This window comes from Streptomyces sp. NPDC002785 (assembly GCF_040295565.1).
In the GTDB taxonomy this organism is placed as follows: Bacteria; Actinomycetota; Actinomycetes; order Streptomycetales; family Streptomycetaceae; genus Streptomyces.
This window is the reverse complement of sequence record NZ_JBEOVN010000025.1, coordinates 23,331-42,604: the sequence shown is the minus strand read 5'-3', so window position 1 is coordinate 42,604 and position 19,274 is coordinate 23,331. Positions and strand designations below refer to the sequence as shown.

Genomic DNA, 19,274 nt, shown 5'->3' with positions numbered 1-19,274 from the left:
CCACTGCCCGCCGATGCAGCCGTTTGCCGCCGGATTCCGTTCGAGGAGGCTATGCGAAGGCCTGCCGGAGGTGGCTGTCGGCGGCTGCCGGGCGCACGCTCGACGGCGGCGTGCGCGCGACGAGGGGCACGCTGCCCGCGCCGGTCGGCGCGCTCTTGTCCGGTGGGCCCGCGCTCGACGCGATCGCCGATGCGTATGGCGTGTCACTGCCTCGATTCGTCCTGAGGAGAGGGCGGTGGGCTCTTGCGGGGTTCCTCGCGTGGGCCCTTGCGCGGACCCGGAGTTGCCGCCACCGTGGGCGGGGTCGGGCCGGTGACCGACCGGTCTGCTCCCTACGGTGACGGGAGTCAGCGTGACCTCAATGCCCCTTCCCCACGGACTGCACGGCAACGGACCGCACAAGGTGATCGCGGTGCACGGCTGGCTCGCCGACCGCTCCGCATACGCCCCCGTGCTGCCGGACCTCGACCTCGGCTCGTTTCAGTACGCGGTGGTGGATCTGCGGGGATACGGCGAGGCCCGGGACACGGACGGCTCGTACACCACGGCTGAGGGGGCAAAGGACGTGCTCGCGCTGGCCGACCGGCTCGGCTGGGAGCGGTTCTCGCTGATCGGCCACTCGATGGGCGGCTCCGTCATCCAGCGGACGCTGGCCGCCGCGCCGGAGCGGGTACGCAGAATGGTCGGGGTGTCGCCGGTACCCGCGTCCGGCCTGCCTCTGCCGCCCGACCAGTGGGAGCTCTTCTCCGCGGCGGCGCACACCCCGGAGAACCGCCGGATCATTCTCGACCTCACCACCGGAGGCCGACGCCCCGCAGGCTGGCTGGACCGTATGGTGCGCCGCTCGCTCGAACGCAGCGACGCGAAGGCGTTCCGTGCCTGGCTGGACTCCTGGGCGGGCGAGGACTTCCACGACCGGATCGACGGTTCGCCCGTGCCGGCCCTGGCCGTCGTAGGCGCGCTGGACCCGGCGCTGTCGGCCGAGTTGCAGCGGGCCACCTGGATGCGCTGGTTTCCGCGCGCCGAACTGGTGGAGCTGCCCTCGTGCGGCCACTACGCGATGGACGAGGCCCCGCTCGACCTGATCCGCGTGATGGAGGACTTCCTGCGGGCGGACGCGGAGGACGGCGAGGCGAAGGCATGAGCGTGCCCGCCCCCGAAACGCTCGTACCGGACGTGTTCGACCCCAGGCAGTACGGGCAGGGCATCCCCCACGACCGCTACCGCCACCTGCGCGACCACCGCCCCGTGGCGTGGCAGGAGGAGCGGGAGGTGCTCGGCTGGCCGGCGGGCCCCGGCTTCTGGGCGGTCACCCGGCACGAGGACGCCGTCCGGGTCCTGAAGGACTCATCGACGTACTCCTCGTACCTCGGCGCCACTCAGATCCGTGACCCGGACCCGGCCGACCTGCCGTTCATACGCCGCATGATGCTCAACCAGGACCCACCACACCACCGACGACTGCGCATGCTTGTCAGCCGCGCTTTCACACCGAAGCGCGTGGACCGCTTCGGGGCCGTCGTTCGTGAACGCGCCCATTCTCTGCTCACCGGGGCAGTGGCCCAGGCACGGGCCACCGACGGCACCTGCGACCTCGTCGCCCACGTCACCGACGACTACGCCCTGCTCAACCTCACCGACCTGCTGGGCGTGCCGGACAGCGACCGGGGTCTCCTCCTGCACTGGACCCAACGTGTCATCGGCTACCAGGACCCCGACGAGGCCGGGACACCGGAACTGGGCCCGGACGGCAAGCCGGTCAACCCGCGATCCCCGGCATCACTGCGGGACATGTTCGACTACGCGCACGCACTGGCGGCACACAAGCGCCGTCACCCCGGCGACGACGTGATGACGGTCCTGGCCACGGACCCCGAACTCACCGAGCCGGAGTTGGAGATGTTCTTCTTCCTGCTCGTGGTCGCAGGAAACGACACGGTACGCAGCGCCGCCCCCGGCGGCCTGCACCTCCTGGCCCAACACCCGGACGCGTACCGCTGCCTGCGCAACGGAGAAGTGGAGTTCCCCACCGCCGTGGACGAACTCCTCCGCCGCCACCCACCCGTCCTGACCTTCCGCCGCACCGCCACCCAGGACACGGACCTGGCGGGCACGCGCATCCGCACCGGCGACAAGGTGGTCGTCTTCCACGCCTCCGCCAACCACGACGAACGCGTCTTCCCCGACCCGTTCGCCCTGGACCTCTCCCGCTCCCCCAACCCCCACATCTCCTTCGGCGACGGACCCCACGTCTGCCTGGGCGCGCACTTCGCCCGCCTCCAGCTACGTGTCCTGTACGACGAGGCCTGCCGCACCCTGCCGCCCGGCCCACTCCACCTCGCGGCTCCACCGCGCCGCCTGGTTTCGAACTTCATCAACGGCCTGAAGTCGCTGCCAGTGCGGGTGGTGACCGACGCCTGACAGGCCCGACGTACCGCCGGCTCCCACGCACACACCCCCGGGTCCGCCTCCAGCCCCGCCCTTCCGCTGCTTCAACTGCCGTACGGAGAACGCCCCGGACCGCACCCTGTGCATCCGCTGCGCACTGCACTGCTCACCTCCGCCGACGGAAGCCGGGTCAGCGAGGGAATCAGGATCAAGGACCAGCCGGGCCGGCAGACCTTCGATCTGCGTGGTTCGGAGATCGTCCGGGCCCGCCTCACGACGGACACCACCTACGGAGCGGGCCCCGGCCGTCGACTGGCCGTCGCCTAGGCCGAGTTCTTCGGCCGAAGGCCGTGACCCGAGAAGGAGCCTCGACGGAACCGCTTCAGATCGCGCGCAGAGCCACCAGCGCGCCCGCCTGTGCGAGGCCGCTCTCCTCGACTACCTCGCGCACGCTCTGCGCCTCGCGTACGAGCGCGAAGTGCACCTGCCCGTCGGCACCCGTCCGATAGCCGTGGACGGCGGGCCGCGGCAGCGAGTTGTACGAGAAGTGCGACGAGAAGTAGTACGCCCCGGTGTCGTGGAGCGCCACCACGTCACCGGGCTCGATGACCGGGAGCTCGCGCCCGGCCGCGGTCAGGTCCCCCGCGAAGCAGCACGGGCCCGCGATGTCGACGATCTCGGTCGGGCCCTGCTTGGGGCGGCCCGCGGCGTCGAACACCCCGACGCGCAGCGGCCAGGCGCCGGGCATGAACACCGTACGGGTGGCCACCTGGGCCCCCGCGTGCGTGACCGCGATCTGCCGCCCCCCGGCCGACTTGGTGTACTCGACGACCGTCGCGACCGTTCCGCTCTTGGCGAGCAGGGAGCGGCCGAACTCCGTGATCAGGGTGTAGCGCCCGTCGAAGAGGCCGGGTACGGCGCCACGGAGCTCGGCGACGTAATCGGCGTACGTCGGACGGTCGTCCTCGCTGTCGAAGTTGACGGGCAGCCCGCCACCGATGTCGATTCCGGTGATCCGGTCGTGGCCCAGCTCCGCGTTGATGCGCTCGGCCAGCTCGTACGCGACGCGGATGCCCTGGGCGATGAGCGGCAGGGGGCAGCCCTGGGAGCCGACGTGTGCATGCAGACGGTTGAGCCACGGCCGTCGCGCGAAGGCGTCGATCACCGCGTCGACGGCCTCCGGATCACGCAGCGCGACGCCGAACTTCGAGGTCGCGGTCGCGGTGCTCATCGCTCCGATGGCACCCGCCCCGACCTGGGGGTTCACCCGCAGCCCGATGGGCCCGGCGGCAGGGCGCCCGGCCAGCAGACGGTCGACGCGGGCCATCTCCTGGAAGTTGTCCAGGTTGACCGCGATGCCATGGGTGAGGGCGAACTCCAGCTCCTCGACCGTCTTCGCGGGGCTGTCGAAGACCAGCCGGTCGTACGTGAAGCCGGCTGCCAGCGCCTGTTCCAGCTCACCGGGCGAGGCCACCTCGCAGCCCATTCCGGCCTCGGCGAGCAGCCGCAGCACGGGCACCAGGCCGCACGCCTTGGCCGCGAACGTGTGCCGTACCGGGGCGGGCCCGCCGAACGCCTCGTTCAGCGCGTCGACGGCGGCGAGCACACCGTCCACGTCGAGGAGACCGACCACGGGCGAGTGCGGACCGAGCAGCCCGTCCTCGACGGCACGCGCCAGCGCCGCCGCACGCCGGGTACCGCGCCGCTGGGCCGCCGAGCCGGAAGTCATGTGAACCACAACAACCCTCCATGTGTCACGTCGGTTGTACGGACAGCTTCGACGCGGAAGGGAAGGCGCGTCTTCGACCGGTACGACGATGCCTGCCCGATTCCTTTGTCGCACCGGACAGCTCGACGATCAACGACCGGACGGCCCATGGCTGCTCGCCCCGTGCGCCTCGCGAGCCGCGATCCGCAGCCCGATGTCCGCCAGGAGCCGCACGGTCGGATCGGCCGGATCGACGCCGAACAGCTCCCGGGCCCGGCGCAACCGGTACCGCAAGGTGTTGGGGTGCACATTCAGGCGCTGCGCGGCCGTGCCCGTATCGCCGAACGCGTCGAGGTAGGCGGCGACCGAATCGCCGTACTGTGAACCGTGCGCGCGGTCGTGCTCCACCATCGCGTGCACGGGCCCCGACAGCGACTTCCACAACGGCTCGACCAGGTCGAGCACCCGGAGCACCGACGTGTCGGCGACCACCTCGCCGAACGCCGCCACCGCCGACACCACCTCCGCGACCGGCAGCCCCGACGCCCGGTCCCGCAGCACCCGCACCACCAGCTCCGCGGCCTCCCGCGACCCGGACAGCCCCGACAGGTCCGCAGCCACCGGCCCGGCGCCCGCGAACACCACACTGCGCGGCACCGATCGGGCCGTCGCCAGCAGGGTGCGCGCCGGATCGGACTCACCGTCCCCCGCTGGGACCAGGACGTACAGCCGACGCCCGGACCGGGCGGTCACGCACCCCGGCCGGTATGCGGCGGCCTGCAACGCGAGCACGTCCAGAACCCGCTGCTCGGCGCCGACGCCGGTACCGCCCCCGGACGCGGCACCGGACGCGGCACCGAACGCCCGGCTGTCGTATGCCTCCGCCACCACCACCGCGTACGGCCGGTGGGCCGCGATCCCGGCATCGTGCGCGGCCCGCGCCGCGTGCGCGGCCCCGTCCAGGAGCGCGTGCACCGCGTCTTCCCGCGCCCTGGCCGCCGCCCGGCCCCATGTCCGGTGGTGGGAAAGATGCGGCACGGCGGCCCGGGCCGCCGTGCGCAGCGCCGCTGCCGCGCTCTCGGCGAGCGGCCGGCCGTCGGCGGCGGCCCAGATGGACCCGAGTACCTCGGACCCGTGACGCACGGCGATGGCCAGCCGCTCGGCGGACCGGTCGTCGGCGGGCCGGCGCACCACGTCGTCGGTGCTCCACAGTGCTTGGAAGAAGCCACTCTCGCGCAGTTCGTCGACCCGCCAGCGAGGGACCTCCTGCCCGAGGATCGTCAGTCGGCGCATCGGATCGGGCTCGTGGTCCATCCGCGAGTACGCCAGCACCCGCGACTGCGGATCCTCGATCGTGATGGCACCGCCGACCAGGTCCGCCACCGTATTGGCCAGCCCCGACAGATCGCCGAGCCGCAGCCCGCCCACCCCGTCGGGGCCGGCCGATTCGATGGCGGAACAGGCCGGGGAGCTGTGCACCAGAGCGGTCCGCAACTGACCGAGCACCTCCGTCCACGCCTGCCCCGGCCGCCGGGTCAGCAACGCCGTACGCCCCAGGCCGGCCGCTTCCAGAAGGGCCGCGCGCGGCCCGCGACCGCCCCGCCGCATGACCACGGCCGCGGCCCCGGTCCGGTCGGCGTCGCGCAGCACGTCGATCGCCTCGGGCGAGGCGACCTCCACACCGACGGCGAGCAGGATCAGCCCGGACGCGGCCCGGGCGTCGTCGTCCCGTTCCTCACCGGGATCGTGCAGCACCACATCGGCCACCGGCACGCCGGTACCGCGCGGTGCCACGACGACATCGAGCATTCCGGGGGCGATCAGCCCGAGGATCTGATCCAGCGAGGGCCATGCGTCGTGCCGGTCCGGTTCATGCGCAGGCATCCACCCATCATGGTCGGCGGGCCCTGACGTGAGCCACTACTGGGCGCGGAATCCGTCGAACGCGATGTTCAGATGGCGGGGGCCGCGCAGCACGGCGTTCTGGCGGTACGGAGGCGGGTCCTCCACCAAGCGGGGGCTGTTGAGCCTGCGGGCCAGCTCGGTCAGGGCGATCTGTGCCTCCAGGCGGGCGAGCGGCGCACCGAAACAGTTGTGGATGCCGCTGCCGAAACCGAGGTGCTGGTTGTCCTTCCGGTCGGGGTCGAAGCGGTCGGGGTCGGGGAACCGCTGCGGGTCCCGGTTGCCGGAGGCCAGGACGAGCCAGACGGAGGCGCCCTTGGGGATGGTGACGCCGCAGATGTCGATGTCCGCGAGGGTGGTGCGCTGCGGAAGCAACTGCACGGGGGGCTCGAAGCGCAGGAGTTCTTCCACGATCGGGAGGGCCAGTTCGAAGTCGCCCCGCAGCCTCTCCAGGACGTCCGGATTGCGCAGCAGGGTGAGCATCCCGTTGGTGATGAGGTTGACCGTGGTCTCGTGACCGGCGATCAGGAGCAGGGCGGCCGTGCTGAGCACTTCCATCCGGGTCATCTGCCTGTCCGGGCCATGCTGGGTGACCAGCGCGGAGAGCATGTCGTCGCCGGGTGCGCCGCTGCGTTCGTCGATGAGCCCGGACAGATACTTCCCCAGTTCGGCGCGGGCCTCCTGGGTGACGCGGCGCCGCACTCCGGGGTCCTGGCCGGGGTCCGGGTCGAGGCCGGCGGCGATGGTGTCGGCCCAGGAGTGGAAGAGCGCCTCGTCCTCGCGCGGGACCCCGAGCAGTCGGCAGATCACGGTCACGGGGAAGGGGTACGAGAAGTCGTCGACGAGGTCGGCCTCGTTCCGGTCCCCGAAACCGTCGATGAGATCGGAAACTATCCGGGTCAGTTCGCCACGCATGCTGTGGACGCGCCGGGGGGTCTCCGGCGGCCCGAACGGGCGCATCGTCATGCGGCGCAACCGGTCGTGCTCGGGAGGGTCGAGCCTCAGGAAGGCGGGCGGCAGGGCCGACGCCTCCTCCTCCTGCAGGAGCGTGCCCGCGGCGCTGGGGGAAAGATTGCGGGCGTCCGAACTGATCCGCGGATCGTGCAGCAGACTCTTGATCTCCCAGTACGTGCTGACGACGAACAGCTCGTCCCCCTCCTGAAGCACCGGCGTCTTGCGGAGCTCGGCGTACAGCGGGTACGGATCGGCGCGGCTGGAGTAGTCGATGATCTGCCGCAGGAGCGTGGCTTGCGTCATGTCGGGTCCTTGGTGGCGCCGTGGGCGTCCTTGTGGGCGTGGGACAGCGGGGCTCTGCGGGCTGCGATCAGGCCCGTGCGGGGACGAAGGTGATCCGCTGGTCGGTCGGTGAGTAGCCACTCACCGTGACGGACGGCCCGTGGGTGGGCAGGGACGGGTCCGGGAATTCGGCCGGGACCGGCTGCAGTCCCTCGGGACGGCGGTCCACCGAGGAATAGGCCGGCGGGAACGGCGCGGCCGACTCGATCTGCCGCTGGTAGAACTCCAGCCACTTCGTCTGGTCGAAGGTGACAGCGGCGATGACACGGTCCTGGTATCCGTACACACAGGTGAAGCGGCGTTCGGAGAGCGACCCCTGGGCGACGATGACCTCCTCGCCCAGGGACGGGACGCCGACCGACTTGATGTTGACCCCGAACTGGGCGGACCAGAAGGCCGGCACCCACAGGTGCGGGCGGCGCTCCGAACTGCTGCTGATCATGTTGTGCGCCGCGGTCTCGGCCTGTGCGACGGCGTTGCCCCAGTGTTCGAGGGACAGGAACTGGTACCCGAAGAGCGCGTGCGGGGACCGTGCCACGTCACCGGCGACGAAGACGTCGTCGGTCACGATGCCGCGTACGTCGAAGGCCCGGCATCCAGCGTCGCAGGCGATTCCGCGCGGTCCGGCGCCGAGCCCGGATCCGGCCAGCCACTCGGTGTTCCGCGTCGCGCCGAGCGAGACCACCGCGATGTCCGTGTCGATGGCGGTGCCGTCGGACAGATGGGCGCGCCGCAGACGTCCTGCCGAGTCGCCCTCCAGGCCCGTGACCATGATCCCGCAGCGCAGGTCCACGCCGTGTTCGCGCTGCAGCTCCGCGGCCACCCGGCCGACCACCCCGCCGAGCGCGCCCACCAGGGGCGCCGCACCGCGTTCGGCGACGGTCACCGGCAGCCCGCGCTCGCGGCAGGCCGAAGCGATCTCCGAGCCGGTGAAACCGGCGCCGATGACGAGCACCCGGCGGGGCGACGCCGCCAGCCGCCGCTGCAGCCGGGCCGCGTCGTCGCGCGTACGCAGTACGAAGACCCCGTCCAGCTCGGCCTCGGTCTCATGCGGCCAGGGCCGGGCATGAACGCCGGTGGCGATCAGCAGCCGGTCGTACTCCACTTCGTCCCCGTCGGCCAGACGCACCCGCTTGGCCGCCATGTCCAGTCCGGTGGCGGCGACACCGAGCCGCCAGTGCGCGTCGAGCTTCAGACGCCGGGGCAGCGCGGTGCGATCGGCGGTCGCGTGGCCCAGCAGGACCTGCTTGGAGAGCGGCGGCCGGTCGTACGGTTCATGGGGCTCTTCACCGATCAGCGTGAGCGAACCGGTGAAGCCCTCCTTCCGCAGGGTCTCCGCAGCCCGGAGACCTGCCAGCGAGGCGCCGACGATCACGATCCGTCCCTCGCGCCTCAGCCACGCCAGAGCACCGTCACCGGACACCTGACAGCCCTTCTCGCACCGCGCCTTCTCCTGCCGCGACCGACGTGTCGCCCAGGTCGTCCACCAGGATCGCCTGCACCGGACACGCAGTGGCGGCACGAAGCACATGCTCCCGTTGCGTCTCGTCGGCGTGCGGGTTGTACAACAGCGCCTCCTCGCCATGCATGGCGAAGACATCGGGTGCGAGGAAGGCGCACTGTGCGTACCCCTGACACCGGTTGAGATCGACGACAAGCCTCATCAAGGGGCCGCCCTTCCAGTAGGACTTCCGACTCAGCCTGCGAGTGCCGCTGCGGTTGCGCGAGCAATGCCGGACCAATGGAGTCATCGGCGCGCGGCGGCCGGGGTCGCTGAAGTACTGGATCACCACGCCTGACATCAGCGCGAGCCGGACGCCGCCGAGGCATGTGCGGACGTTGGCTTCGGACGCCAGGAGGCGCACGGACTTCGCGAGGGACCACAACCACCTGTTCCGGAAGAGCCACGGCTGACCGGAGCCCTGCACATCGGCATCTGGAGTTTTTTTCGGAAATGGGGCGAAAACCCTTGACCTGGGAGAAATGGGGAGGAGAATCGTCAATACACCAGAAAACCAGAGCGAGCCGCACCGTCGACGGAGACGTTCGCCGATGTGAGTGGTCCTCTTGTTGGCTCTGGCCAGGCCCCCGGCGGATCCTCTTGATCCCGGACCTTTCAGCGACGGTTGAAAGCTCGTGGAACCAAGAAGGACTACCGGGGACTGCATGTGCGGACCCAAGAGTGGAATGCAGAAGGGACCCACCGCTCGCGGTGGGTCCCTTCTGCGTGTGCGCCGGTCGGTAGCTGCATAAGGGAGTTCGTCGACGCCCTGGACGGGATCCGGGGCGAGCTGGACGCGCCACGGGGGTGAGCCCTCAGCTCGCGTCGGCGCCGTTCGCCCAGATCCGGCGCATCTCGGCGGAACGGTCCAGTACCTCGTCCAGTGTTCCCGTCGCATCGACCCGCCCGTCCTTGAGCACCACGACATGGGCGGCGGCGCGCAGCAGCACAGGCCGGTGCGACACCGCGAGCACCGTGACCGAACCGTCGAGCAGCCGGTTCCACATGTGCTGCTCGGTGTCGGGGTCGAGAGCGCTGGACACATCATCGAGGACCAGGAGTTGGGGGCTGCGGGCGAGCATCCGGGCGATGGCGACCCGCTGGAGCTGACCGCCGGACAGCCTCAGGCCACGGGGTCCGACGACGGTCTCCGCGCCGTCCTGCATGGCCGCCACGTCGGGGGCAAGCACCGCCGTGTGCACGGCGTTCTCGAAGGCCGTGCCGTCCTCCACGCCGAGCAGCACGTTGTCCCGTACGGATCCGCTGAAGAGGCGGGGGGCCTGCGGTGTGTAGCCGCAGCGCGGGGGCAGCAGGAACGAGGCCGGGACGGTGACCGGCTCCCCGTTCCACAGGATTGTGCCGCTCTCGTGCGGCAGCAGTCCGAGGACGGCTCGCACCAGCGTCGTCTTCCCGGAGCCGACGCCGCCGGTGATGACCGTCACCGTGTTCCGGGCGACCGTCAGATCGATGTCCTCGATGCCGCGGTCCGTGCCCGGGTATCGCGCCGTCAGGCCCTGTACGGTCAGCTCCCGCAGCTCGGAGACGGGGCCTGCGGCCGCGTCGCCGGACCACTCCTCGGCGGCCGGTTCTGCAAGGGACTGCCGCAGTCCGCCGCCGAAGAAGCCGGCGATCCGCTCGAGCGCCACCGACACCCGCTGCAGCCGCACCGAGAGAATCCCGATCGACGTGAGGGCTTCGGCAAGAATCTGCAGATAGAAGGTGAACAGCGCCAGGTCTCCGACGCTGAAGCCCCCGCCCCGCGCCCGTCCGGAGGTGAGCAGCAGCACCACACCGATACCGATGGGGGCCGCGTTGCCGATCACATTGCGCTGCACGCCGGCGAACATCTCCTCGCGCACCGCGGCCCTGGCCCGGGACTCGTTCAGCCGGCCGATGTGCGCGGTGACATGTTCCTCGGCACCGGCCGCCTGCACCGCTTTCACGGAACCGACAGCCTCCCGCAGCGCGCCCGTGACCTGGGCCGACGCGGTGCGGGTGGCCCGCCGGTAGCGGAGGAAGCGGCCGTGGATCGCCCCCGTTACGACGGTGACCAGGACCAGCAGGCCCACCAGCGCACCCGTGACCACCGCGTCGATCCGCATCATGACCGTGACCGAGGCGATGACGAACAGCCAGTGAGCGAGGTTCGTCGGGGCCCAGGCCACGAAGAAGCCGGTCTCGTTGACGTCCTCGCCGATGGCCTGCAGTGTCTCTCCCGGTGCGGTTCGGGCAGTGGCACCCGGCCGCCGCAGGGACGAGCTGAGAAGAGCGCGTCGCATCCGGGCCGTCGTACCGTACTGGACCCGCGGTTCCAGTCGGTTGATCATCACGCCGAACTGGAGGAACATGCGGGCACCTTCGATCGCGGCCACCCAGGCGATGAGCAGCCAGACATCGTCGCCCTCCCCGCCGATCTCGTCGAACAAGTACTGGAAGAGCAGCCCCACCGCAAGGGTTCCGGCGCGCAGCAGCACCCACAGTCCGGTCAGCCCCCAATAAGCACCTGCCGATCCGTGCAGGACGGCTCTCAGCCGTCCGACGGTGACCGCCGGCCCTGCGCCGGTCATCCGCGCTCACCCCTCACTTCGCTGCCCCGCCGGTGCGCAGCAGCCCGTGGAAGCGGGACATGGGGTCGGCGGCGAGGGCGGCCTGCTCCCCGCGCTCGACCACCGTGCCCTCGTCGAGTACGAGGATCTGGTCCACCCGCCGCAGGGCGTGCGGGCGGTGCTGCACGACGACGGCCGTCCGGCCCTCCAGCAGGCGCTCCATGGCCGGTTCGAGGAGCCGCTCGGTGTGCGGATCCAACCGGGCCGTCGGCTCGTCCATCAGCACGACAGCCGGATCGCGCAGGAACGCCCTTGCCAGCGCGAGGAGTTGCTCCTCGCCCGCCGACATCCCGCGCGCCCCCGCCCCGAGCACGGTGTCCAGGCCGTCGGGGAGGGCGCGGTGCCAGTCGCTGAGCCCGGCCTCGTCCAGCGCGGCGTAAAGCCGGCGGTCCTCGATGGAGCGGTCGAAGAACGCGAGGTTGTCGCGGAGCGGCGCGTGGAAGACGTACACCTCCTGGGTGACCAGGGCGACTCTGCTGCGCAGCGCCCGGGTGTCCACCGTCCGTATCTCCCGGCCGCCGAGTGTGACGGAGCCACGTGCCGGATGGTGCAGCCCGAACAGCAGCCGTACGACGGTGGACTTGCCACTGCCGGTGCGACCGACGATGCCGAGCCGCTCGCCCGGAGACAGCTGGAAGGAGACCTTACGGAGCACCGACTCACCGGGCTCGTACTGGAAGGACACCTCGTCGAACCGAGCGTCCAGCGGACCGTCCGGAAGTCGCCGAGTGCCGGCACGGGGCGCTTCCTCCGGGCCCGTCAGGTCCTTCAGGCGGCGCACGCTCACGACCGCTTCCTCCAGGTCCTGGAAGCGGGTGGTGACGGTCAGCAGGGGGCGGCGCAGCAGCATCGCGTACGAGAGCACGGCGAACACCGTGCCCGTGGAGAGCTGCCCGGCGGCACGCAGCCACACGCTGGCGACCAGGGCGAGTACGACGCTGAGCGTGGACAGGCCCTGGACGGTGACGGGCCACAGAACCGAGACCTGAGCGGCCTTGCGGGCCCGCTCGTACAGGGTGGCCAGCCGGTTCTCCAGGGCCCGCAGCGTGTACGCGGAGGCGCCATTGGTCCGCAGATCCTCGGCGCCGGCGAGGCGTTCCTCCAGGAAGCCCAGGAGGTCGGCGCCCGACACGTGCCGTGCGGTCACGAAGGGCACCGCACGGCCCACCAGGCTGCGCAGCAGCACCAGCGTGCCCGCGACGAACGGCGCGAAGACCAGGGCGAGGCGCCAGTCGAGCCGGAACAGGGCGGTGAGGATTCCGATGACCAGGAGGATCTGTGCCAGCACCTCCAGGACCAGTGCGGACATCACGGCGGTCAGCCTCGTCACGTCGCCGTCCATGCGGTCGACGAGTTCGCCGGGCGGATGCTCCTGGTAGAACCGTGCGGGCCGGCGCAGGCAGTGCGCGACCAGTTCCGTGCGCAGCCGGTTCGTGCTGCGCCAGGCCAGGCGGGCGGCCACGACATCGCCGCACATGGTCACGGCCATCTGTCCCAGGGCGGCGACCAGGTACCAGGCCGCCACCGTGAGGAGCACATCGGAGGAACGTCCGGACAGCGCGCTGTCGATGAATCGGCGGAGCATTTCCGGTGCCACCAGCTGGAGCCCGACCCCCAAGGGCACGAGCACCGCGAGAAGGGTCACCGGCAGCCGCTCACCGCGCAGATAGCGGGTCAGCGTGGAGAGCTGTCGTAACGGACTTTCTTCCAACGGGTCCCCTTCCGGAAGCCGTCAGGATAAGCAGTCATGCGGAGCGTTGGGAATGGGCCGTCACATGTCGAATATTCCCGCCGCTTGATCTCCTCGCCGCGGTCGACTGTCGTCCCGTTGCTACCCGTTCGCTGCCTTGTTAGACTCCCCGGGTCTCTCGGGGCCGCACATATTCCGCGCCGGCCGATTTCCTGTGGTGTACGGCTGATCGACCCCCGAGACGTACGTCAGCACAGAGCACCGCCTTGAACAACCGGCCTACCAGACCGACCAAGGGGGATTCTCATGTCAGGCGATGTCCGGGGCCCGGGCACCAGAACCAGAACAGTGGTTACCGGTGCGGCGGGTTTCATCGGTATCCATCTCACAAACGCTTTGCGCCACAGTGGCAAAAACGTTGTGGGTATCGACCGCAGGGACACCTGGACGGATGGCGAACTTGAGCTGTCTCCCGATGCCGGATCCTTACGCGCGGTCCACGGCGACCTCGTCTCCATGGATCTGAAGGACTGCCTGGAAAACGCCGAAGTGGTTTTTCACTTAGCCGCGTTACCGGGAGTCCGCCCTTCCTGGACACAATTCCCCGATTATCTCCACTCCAACGTATTGGCCACTCATCGGCTCATGGAAGCCTGCGTCGAGTCAGGCGTCCCGCGCGTGGTCATAGCCTCCTCGTCCAGCGTGTACGGCGGTGCGCAGGGCGCGATGAGCGAGGACCATCTGCCGCGGCCGATGTCCCCGTACGGAGTCACGAAACTCGCCGCGGAACGCCTGGCCCTGGCCTTCGCCGAACGCGGTGACGCCGCGCTCTCGGTGCACGCCCTGCGGTTCTTCACCGTCTACGGCCCGGGGCAGCGCCCGGACATGTTCATCTCCCGGATGATCCGCGCCACGCTGGAGAACAAGCCGATCCGGATCTACGGCGACGGCACGCAGATCCGCGACTTCATCCACGTGAGCGACATCGTGCGGGCACTCGTCCTCGCCGGCACCGGCGCGGTGGCGGACAACGGTGCCGGCGACGTCCTGAACGTGGGCACCGGACACTCGGTTTCGGTGAACGAAGTCCTCGCTCTCACCGGCGAGTTGACGGGAATTCGTCCCGAGGCCCGGTACGGAGCCGCGCGCCTGGGCGATGTGGGGGCGACCGCGGCCGACACCAGCCGTGCGCAGCGCCGCCTCGGCTTCAGCGCCGCGATGAATCTGCGCGCCGGGCTCGCCGACCAGATCGAGTGGACCAGGCAGTCGCTCGCCGGCACGCTGCCCCCGGCATCCGGCACACCCGTGAAGATGGCCCCCACCCACGGGTCGTAGCCGGCATGTGCGGTTTCGTGGGATTCAGCGATCCCGGCGCGGGGCAGGGCGACTCCAGGGTCCTGGCCGAGCGGATGCTCGCCGCCGTGGCGCACCGGGGGCCCGACGGCTCCGGCTGGTGTCACCACGGGGGTGTCACCCTCGCGCACTGCGCCCTCACCTTCGTCGACCCGCTCGGCGGGCGGCAGCCGTTCGTCTCCGCCAGTGGTGCCACCGCGCTCGTACTGAACGGCGAGATCTACAACCACGCCGGACTCCGCGACGAACTCCGGGCGTGGGGCGTCCACCCGCGCTCGGACAGCGATACCGAGGTCCTGGTGGAGCTGTACGAGCGGCTCGGCATGCGGGTACTGGAGCGGGTGCGTGGCATGTTCGCCTTCGTGCTGCATGACGCCCGCACCGGGAGCACCGTGCTGGCCCGCGACCCCATGGGCAAGAAGCCGCTCTACTACACGCGGGTCCCCGCCGGGCTTGCCTTCGCCTCCGAACTGACGGCCCTGCTGCGGCATCCGGACGCGCCGCGCACCCCGGACGTACGGGCCCTCGCCGACTATCTGGTGCTCCAGGCGTTCCCCGCACCGGGTTCGGCCGTGGCCGGCGTGCACAAGGTCCGGCCCGGCAGCTATGTGGAGTACGCGCAGGGCGCGCGGCGTGAAGTCGAGTACTGGCAGCCGGTGTTGGGCCGGGCGGATGCTGCGGCAGCCGCAGGCCATCAGCCCCTCGGAAACACTCGGCGAGTCCCCGGCACGCGTGAGGCCGCGGAGCGCTTCGAGGCGCTGTTCCGTGCCGCCGTCGCGCGCCGTGTCACCAGTACCGATCGCCGCCTCGGGGTGCTGCTGAGCGGAGGTCTCGACTCCAGCGCGGTGGCCGCCGTGGCCCAGGAACTGTCCCCGCACGCGCCCGTCCCGACGTTCAGCGCGGGGTTCGAGCACCCGGACTTCGACGAGAGTGCCCATGCCGAGGCGGTCGCCCGCCATCTCGGCACCGAGCACCACGTGGTCAGGATCGGCGGACGCGACCTGGCCGAGGTGGTGGAGTCCGAATACGCCCACGCCGACGAACCGCTCGCCGATCCCTCGCTGCTGCCGACCAGGATCGTCTGCCGGGCGGCCCGGCGGCAGGTACGCGGGGTGCTCACGGGTGACGGCGCCGACGAACTGCTGCTGGGCTACCGGTACTTCCAGGCCGAGCGGGCGATCGCTGCTCTGCTCCGGATCATGCCGGCGCCCCGGCTCGAAGCCCTGGTGAAGGTCCTGGTCCGCAGGCTGCCCGCGCGCACCGGGAATCTGCCGGTCACTGCCGCCCTGCGTCAGCTGGCCCGCGGTCTGCGCTCGACGCCCGAGCATCGCTTCTATCTGTCCACGGCACCTTTCGTTCCGGCCGAACTGCCCGGGCTGCTGCGCCCGGAGGTCCGCGCGGAACTGGCCGGGCACGATCCCTTCGCCGAGATATTCCGCCTTCTCGACGGGCAGCCGCGGCTGACCGGCGTCCAGCGCAGCCAACTCGCCGTCATCACCCACTTCCTGCGCGATGTGATCCTCACCAAGACCGACCGGGGCGGCATGCGAAGCTCCCTCGAACTGCGCGCGCCGTTCCTCGACCTGGACCTCGTCGAGTACGGCAACTCTCTGCCCACCGGGCTGAAACTGCGCCGCTTCACCGGCAAGTACCTGCTGCGCAGGATCTCCGCCCCCTGGCTGCCGCAGCAGATCGTCCGGCGCACCAAGCTCGGCTTCCGCCCCCCACTGGCGGCCCTGCTGCGCAACGAACTGCGCCCGCTCCTCCTGGACACGCTCTCCGCGCCGGCTCTCGAGCGCGGCGGGCTGTTCGACGCCGGGGTCGTCCGCGGCCTGACCGACGACCATCTCAGCGGCCGGCGCGACACCTCGCGCAGGCTCTGGTCGCTGCTGACCTACCAACTCTGGTACGAGGGCCTGGCCGCCGGCTCGGGTCCGACCGCTCCCCACGCCCGCCTCGCCCTTACCGAGGAGACCCACCGTGCCCGCTGACCGTCCTCGTATCCAGGTACTGTCCCCCCGGACCTGGGGGGAGTTCGGTAACTATCTCGCGGCCACCAGCTTCTCGCGGGTGCTGCGCACCGCCGTCGACGCCGAGGTGACCCTCCTCGAGGCCGAGCCGATCCTGCCCTGGCTCGGTGACGCCGGGCAGCGGATCCGCACCATCTCGCTGGAGAGTCCGGACGCCGCGACCAGGACCCGGCGGTACATGCAGCTGATGTCGCAGCTGCAGGATCGGTTCCCCGCGGGCTTCGAGACCGACCCCACGCCCGCACAGACCGAGGCGCTGGCCCCGCTGACAGAGCATCTGCGCACGACCGCGCCGGACGTGGTGGTCGGTACCAAGGGCTTCGTGGCCCGGCTGTGCGTGGCCGCCGTACGACTCGCAGGGACACGCACCCGGGTCGCCAGCCACATCACCAACCCCGGCCTGCTGCACCTTCCGCTGCACCGCAGCGCCCACCCCGATCTGACCCTCGTGGGCTTCCCCTGGGCGAAGGAGCACCTCCTCGCGCACGAGGGCGGCGATCCGGAGCGCATCCGCGTGGTGGGCCCGCTGGTCGCCCAGCACGATCTGCGCGATTTCCTGACCGATGAGCTCGCCGCCCCGGCGGCGGCACCCTGGGGCGGAGACGACGACGATCCGGCGCGCCCCCGGCTGATCGTCTTCTGCAACCGCGGCGGCGACACCTACCTGCGGCTCCTGGAGCACATCGCCGAGCGGCACCCCGCCACCGACCTGGTGTTCGTCGGGTACGACGATCCCGAACTGGCCCGCCGGGCGGCGCGTGCGGCCGGGGCCTCGCGGCTCGCGCACTGGCGGTTCCACAGCCGCCTCACCCAGGCCGAGTACTTCGACTACATCACCCAGGCGTCCCGGTCCCCGCACGGACTGCTCATCTCGAAGGCAGGGCCCAACACCACCCTGGAAGCGGCCTACTTCGGCATTCCGGTACTGATGCTCGAATCGGGTCTGCCCATGGAGCAGTGGGTGCCGGGCCTGATCCACGAGCGCGGTCTCGGGAGAGCCTGCGACACGCCCGACGAGCTCCTCACGACCGTCGACGACTGGCTCGCCCGCCCCTCGGAGATCGAGCAGCACAAGAAGGCCGCGGTCGAGTTCGCCGAGTCCGTACTCGACCAGCAAGCGGTGGCCGCCCGCATCGGAGCCGCCGTGCAGTCCCTGCTGGACGCCCGGTGACCCCGCGTGCCGGACGCCCGGTGCACCCGCGCGCCCCGGCAGCCCGTGCGCCGTACATACGCCTGACCGCAGGGCCGGACGGGATCCGGGCGGAGGGCGACAAGGAGGCCCGGCTCGGGCACGCCATCGGCGGCCTCCGCCTGGACGCGGCCGCACTGCCCGAAGGGGTCTTCGCCGCCTGGGAGTGGGACGGCCGAAGGCTCCTCGTCCGCAACGACCGGTACGGCATGTTCCCGCTGTTCTACCGCTCCGAGGGCGACTCGATCGCGCTGTCGCCCGACCCGCTCGCGCTGCTGGAGCCCGGGGTGCCGGCCGAGCTCGACCACGACGCGCTCGCCGTCTTCCTCAGGCTGGGTTTCTTCCTCGCCGAGGACACCTGCTTCACCGCTGTCCGCGCGCTGCCCCCGGCCGCCACACTGACCTGGTCCCACGGCGACCTGCGGGTGGAGTGCGCACCGCGGCCCATGCCCGGGCCCGCCGACATGACCGGGGCGCAAGCCGTCGACGGCTTCATCGACCTGTTCCGTGCCGCCATCGCCCGCCGGCTGCCCGGTGAGCCGTACGTCCTTCCGCTGAGCGGCGGCCGGGACTCGCGGCACATCCTGCTGGAGCTCGACCGCCAGGGAGCGCCGCCCCGGCTGTGCTTCAGTGGCGCGAAGTTCCCGCCCGATCCGGGCGTCGACGCCCGTGTGGCGGCCGTGCTCGCCGGGCGGCTCGGCCTGCCGCACCAGACCCTCGCACTGCCGCGCTCGGAGTTCACGGCGGAGCTCACCGCCAACACCGCACAGGGCATGTGCACCCTCGACGGCGCCTGGGCCGGGCCCGTGTTCGCCCATCTGCGCCGCCATTGCGGTGTCTCCTACGACGGCATCGGCGGAGGCGAGCTGGCCCAGAACCCCAGCATCGACCTCATCAGGGACAACCCGTTCGACCCGGTCGATCTGCCGGGCCTCGCCGACCGGCTGCTGGCGGCCGGACGCACCGGGCCGCATGTGGACCACCTCCTCGGCCCCCGGCAACGGAGTCTGTGGAGCAGGGAGCGAGCCCGCCGACGGCTCGTCCCCGAACTCGCCCGGCACGCCGAGGCCGCCTTCCCCCTCGGGTCGTTCTTCTTCTGGAACCGCACGCGCCGGTCCATCGCCATGGCGCCGTTCGCGCTCGGGGCCGGCGACACGGTGGTCCATGCCCCCTATGTGGACCACGCCCTGTTCGACCATCTCGCCTCGGTGCCGCACCGGCACCTCATCGACGGCACGTTGCACGACCAGGCGCTGCACAAGGCGTTCCCCGAGCATGCGGCGCTCGGTTTCGCCGCCGCCGTGCCGAATCGCCGCGGACCGGGCCTCGTCGGGCACCGGCTGGCGTATCTCGTCCAGCTGCTCGCCCACTCGGTGTACGCCGAGCGGAGCTGGTGGCGCAGCGGCGACCAGGTCCTGCAGCGGCTGCTGGCCGCCGGGCGCGGCCCGGGAGCCCCGCAGCGCGTCAGCCGGCTCCAGCCCCTGGCCGTCTATCTGCTCCAGCTGGAGTCGCTGGCCGCGGGAGACGGCCGCGACAGAGCCGGGCCCGTCCGACGCCCGTAAGGACTGTGGCCCTCACCACATCGCAAGACCGCCCGCACCACCCCGAGAA

14 protein-coding genes are annotated in these 19,274 nt (G+C 71.1%); 7 read left to right on the top strand and 7 right to left on the bottom strand.

The features are described 5' to 3' along the window. The first annotated feature begins 352 nt into the window (after positions 1–352). From ABTZ94_RS09665 to ABTZ94_RS09655, 3 genes are all read left to right on the top strand, one after another. Positions 353–1,144 (top strand): alpha/beta fold hydrolase, encoded by a 792-nt coding sequence (locus ABTZ94_RS09665; RefSeq protein ID WP_351199205.1) that lies wholly within the window; start codon positions 353–355, stop codon positions 1,142–1,144. Beyond that, entirely contained in the window at positions 1,141–2,421 is a 1,281-nt protein-coding gene (locus ABTZ94_RS09660) for a cytochrome P450 (protein ID WP_351199203.1), read from the top strand. The genes ABTZ94_RS09665 and ABTZ94_RS09660 overlap by 4 nt, the downstream gene beginning before the upstream one ends. 108 nt (positions 2,422–2,529) lie before the next feature. Continuing rightward, positions 2,530–2,715, top strand: a complete 186-nt coding sequence (locus ABTZ94_RS09655; protein WP_351199201.1) for a hypothetical protein — start codon at positions 2,530–2,532, stop codon at positions 2,713–2,715. A 55-nt stretch (positions 2,716–2,770) separates the two neighbouring features. Here ABTZ94_RS09655 and ABTZ94_RS09650 read toward each other — a convergent pair whose 3' ends face one another. The 7 genes from ABTZ94_RS09650 to ABTZ94_RS09620 all read right to left on the bottom strand — a co-directional run bounded on the left by ABTZ94_RS09650 (position 2,771) and on the right by ABTZ94_RS09620 (position 13,112). After that, positions 2,771–4,117 carry a type III PLP-dependent enzyme domain-containing protein gene (locus ABTZ94_RS09650; RefSeq protein ID WP_351199228.1) on the bottom strand — a complete coding sequence of 449 codons (1,347 nt, stop codon included), beginning with the start codon at positions 4,115–4,117 and terminating at the stop codon, positions 2,771–2,773. A 129-nt stretch (positions 4,118–4,246) separates the two neighbouring features. After that, positions 4,247–5,980 carry a helix-turn-helix domain-containing protein gene (locus ABTZ94_RS09645; protein WP_351199199.1) on the bottom strand — a complete coding sequence of 578 codons (1,734 nt, stop codon included), beginning with the start codon at positions 5,978–5,980 and terminating at the stop codon, positions 4,247–4,249. Positions 5,981–6,016: 36 nt separating this feature from the next. After that, positions 6,017–7,255, bottom strand: a complete 1,239-nt coding sequence (locus ABTZ94_RS09640) for a cytochrome P450 (protein ID WP_351199197.1) — start codon at positions 7,253–7,255, stop codon at positions 6,017–6,019. 67 nt (positions 7,256–7,322) lie between these two features. Then, entirely contained in the window at positions 7,323–8,717 is a 1,395-nt protein-coding gene (locus tag ABTZ94_RS09635) for an NAD(P)/FAD-dependent oxidoreductase (RefSeq protein ID WP_351199195.1), read from the bottom strand. After that, a complete protein-coding gene (locus tag ABTZ94_RS09630) occupies positions 8,707–8,958 on the bottom strand; it encodes a ferredoxin (protein WP_351199226.1) in 252 nt (83 codons plus the stop codon). Before ABTZ94_RS09630 ends, ABTZ94_RS09635 begins: the two co-directional genes overlap by 11 nt. A 652-nt stretch (positions 8,959–9,610) precedes the next feature. Beyond that, the gene (locus ABTZ94_RS09625; protein WP_351199193.1) at positions 9,611–11,362 is read right to left on the bottom strand and encodes an ABC transporter ATP-binding protein; all 1,752 of its coding nucleotides are present in this window, start codon (positions 11,360–11,362) and stop codon (positions 9,611–9,613) included. A 13-nt stretch (positions 11,363–11,375) separates the two neighbouring features. Beyond that, positions 11,376–13,112, bottom strand: a complete 1,737-nt coding sequence (locus ABTZ94_RS09620; RefSeq protein ID WP_351199192.1) for an ABC transporter ATP-binding protein — start codon at positions 13,110–13,112, stop codon at positions 11,376–11,378. 285 nt (positions 13,113–13,397) lie between these two features. Between ABTZ94_RS09620 and ABTZ94_RS09615 the strand changes: the two genes are divergently transcribed. The 4 genes from ABTZ94_RS09615 to ABTZ94_RS09600 are packed head-to-tail and all read left to right on the top strand — an operon-like array spanning position 13,398 to position 19,225. Next, complete coding sequence (locus ABTZ94_RS09615; RefSeq protein ID WP_351199190.1) at positions 13,398–14,426, top strand: NAD-dependent epimerase/dehydratase family protein; 1,029 nt, start codon at positions 13,398–13,400, stop codon at positions 14,424–14,426. A 17-nt stretch (positions 14,427–14,443) separates the two neighbouring features. Then, positions 14,444–16,435 carry an asparagine synthase (glutamine-hydrolyzing) gene (gene asnB, locus ABTZ94_RS09610; protein ID WP_351199188.1) on the top strand — a complete coding sequence of 664 codons (1,992 nt, stop codon included), beginning with the start codon at positions 14,444–14,446 and terminating at the stop codon, positions 16,433–16,435. Then, positions 16,425–17,645: a glycosyltransferase family protein gene (locus ABTZ94_RS09605; protein WP_351199186.1), complete on the top strand. Its 1,221-nt coding sequence runs from the start codon at positions 16,425–16,427 to the stop codon at positions 17,643–17,645. Before asnB ends, ABTZ94_RS09605 begins: the two co-directional genes overlap by 11 nt. Further along, positions 17,642–19,225 carry an asparagine synthase-related protein gene (locus tag ABTZ94_RS09600; RefSeq protein WP_351199184.1) on the top strand — a complete coding sequence of 528 codons (1,584 nt, stop codon included), beginning with the start codon at positions 17,642–17,644 and terminating at the stop codon, positions 19,223–19,225. Before ABTZ94_RS09605 ends, ABTZ94_RS09600 begins: the two co-directional genes overlap by 4 nt. The last annotated feature ends 49 nt before the right edge of the window (positions 19,226–19,274 follow it).

Excerpts from the sequence above, each read along its gene's own strand:
- ABTZ94_RS09645 (WP_351199199.1), bottom strand. The coding sequence starts at position 5,980 with ATGCCTGCGCATGAACCGGACCGGCACGACGCATGGCCCTCGCTGGAT.
- ABTZ94_RS09630 (WP_351199226.1), bottom strand. The coding sequence starts at position 8,958 with ATGAGGCTTGTCGTCGATCTCAACCGGTGTCAGGGGTACGCACAGTGC.
- ABTZ94_RS09640 (WP_351199197.1), bottom strand. The coding sequence starts at position 7,255 with ATGACGCAAGCCACGCTCCTGCGGCAGATCATCGACTACTCCAGCCGC.
- ABTZ94_RS09625 (WP_351199193.1), bottom strand. The coding sequence starts at position 11,362 with ATGACCGGCGCAGGGCCGGCGGTCACCGTCGGACGGCTGAGAGCCGTC.
- ABTZ94_RS09615 (WP_351199190.1), top strand. The coding sequence starts at position 13,398 with ATGTCAGGCGATGTCCGGGGCCCGGGCACCAGAACCAGAACAGTGGTT.
- ABTZ94_RS09660 (WP_351199203.1), top strand. The coding sequence starts at position 1,141 with ATGAGCGTGCCCGCCCCCGAAACGCTCGTACCGGACGTGTTCGACCCC.
- ABTZ94_RS09650 (WP_351199228.1), bottom strand. The coding sequence starts at position 4,117 with ATGACTTCCGGCTCGGCGGCCCAGCGGCGCGGTACCCGGCGTGCGGCG.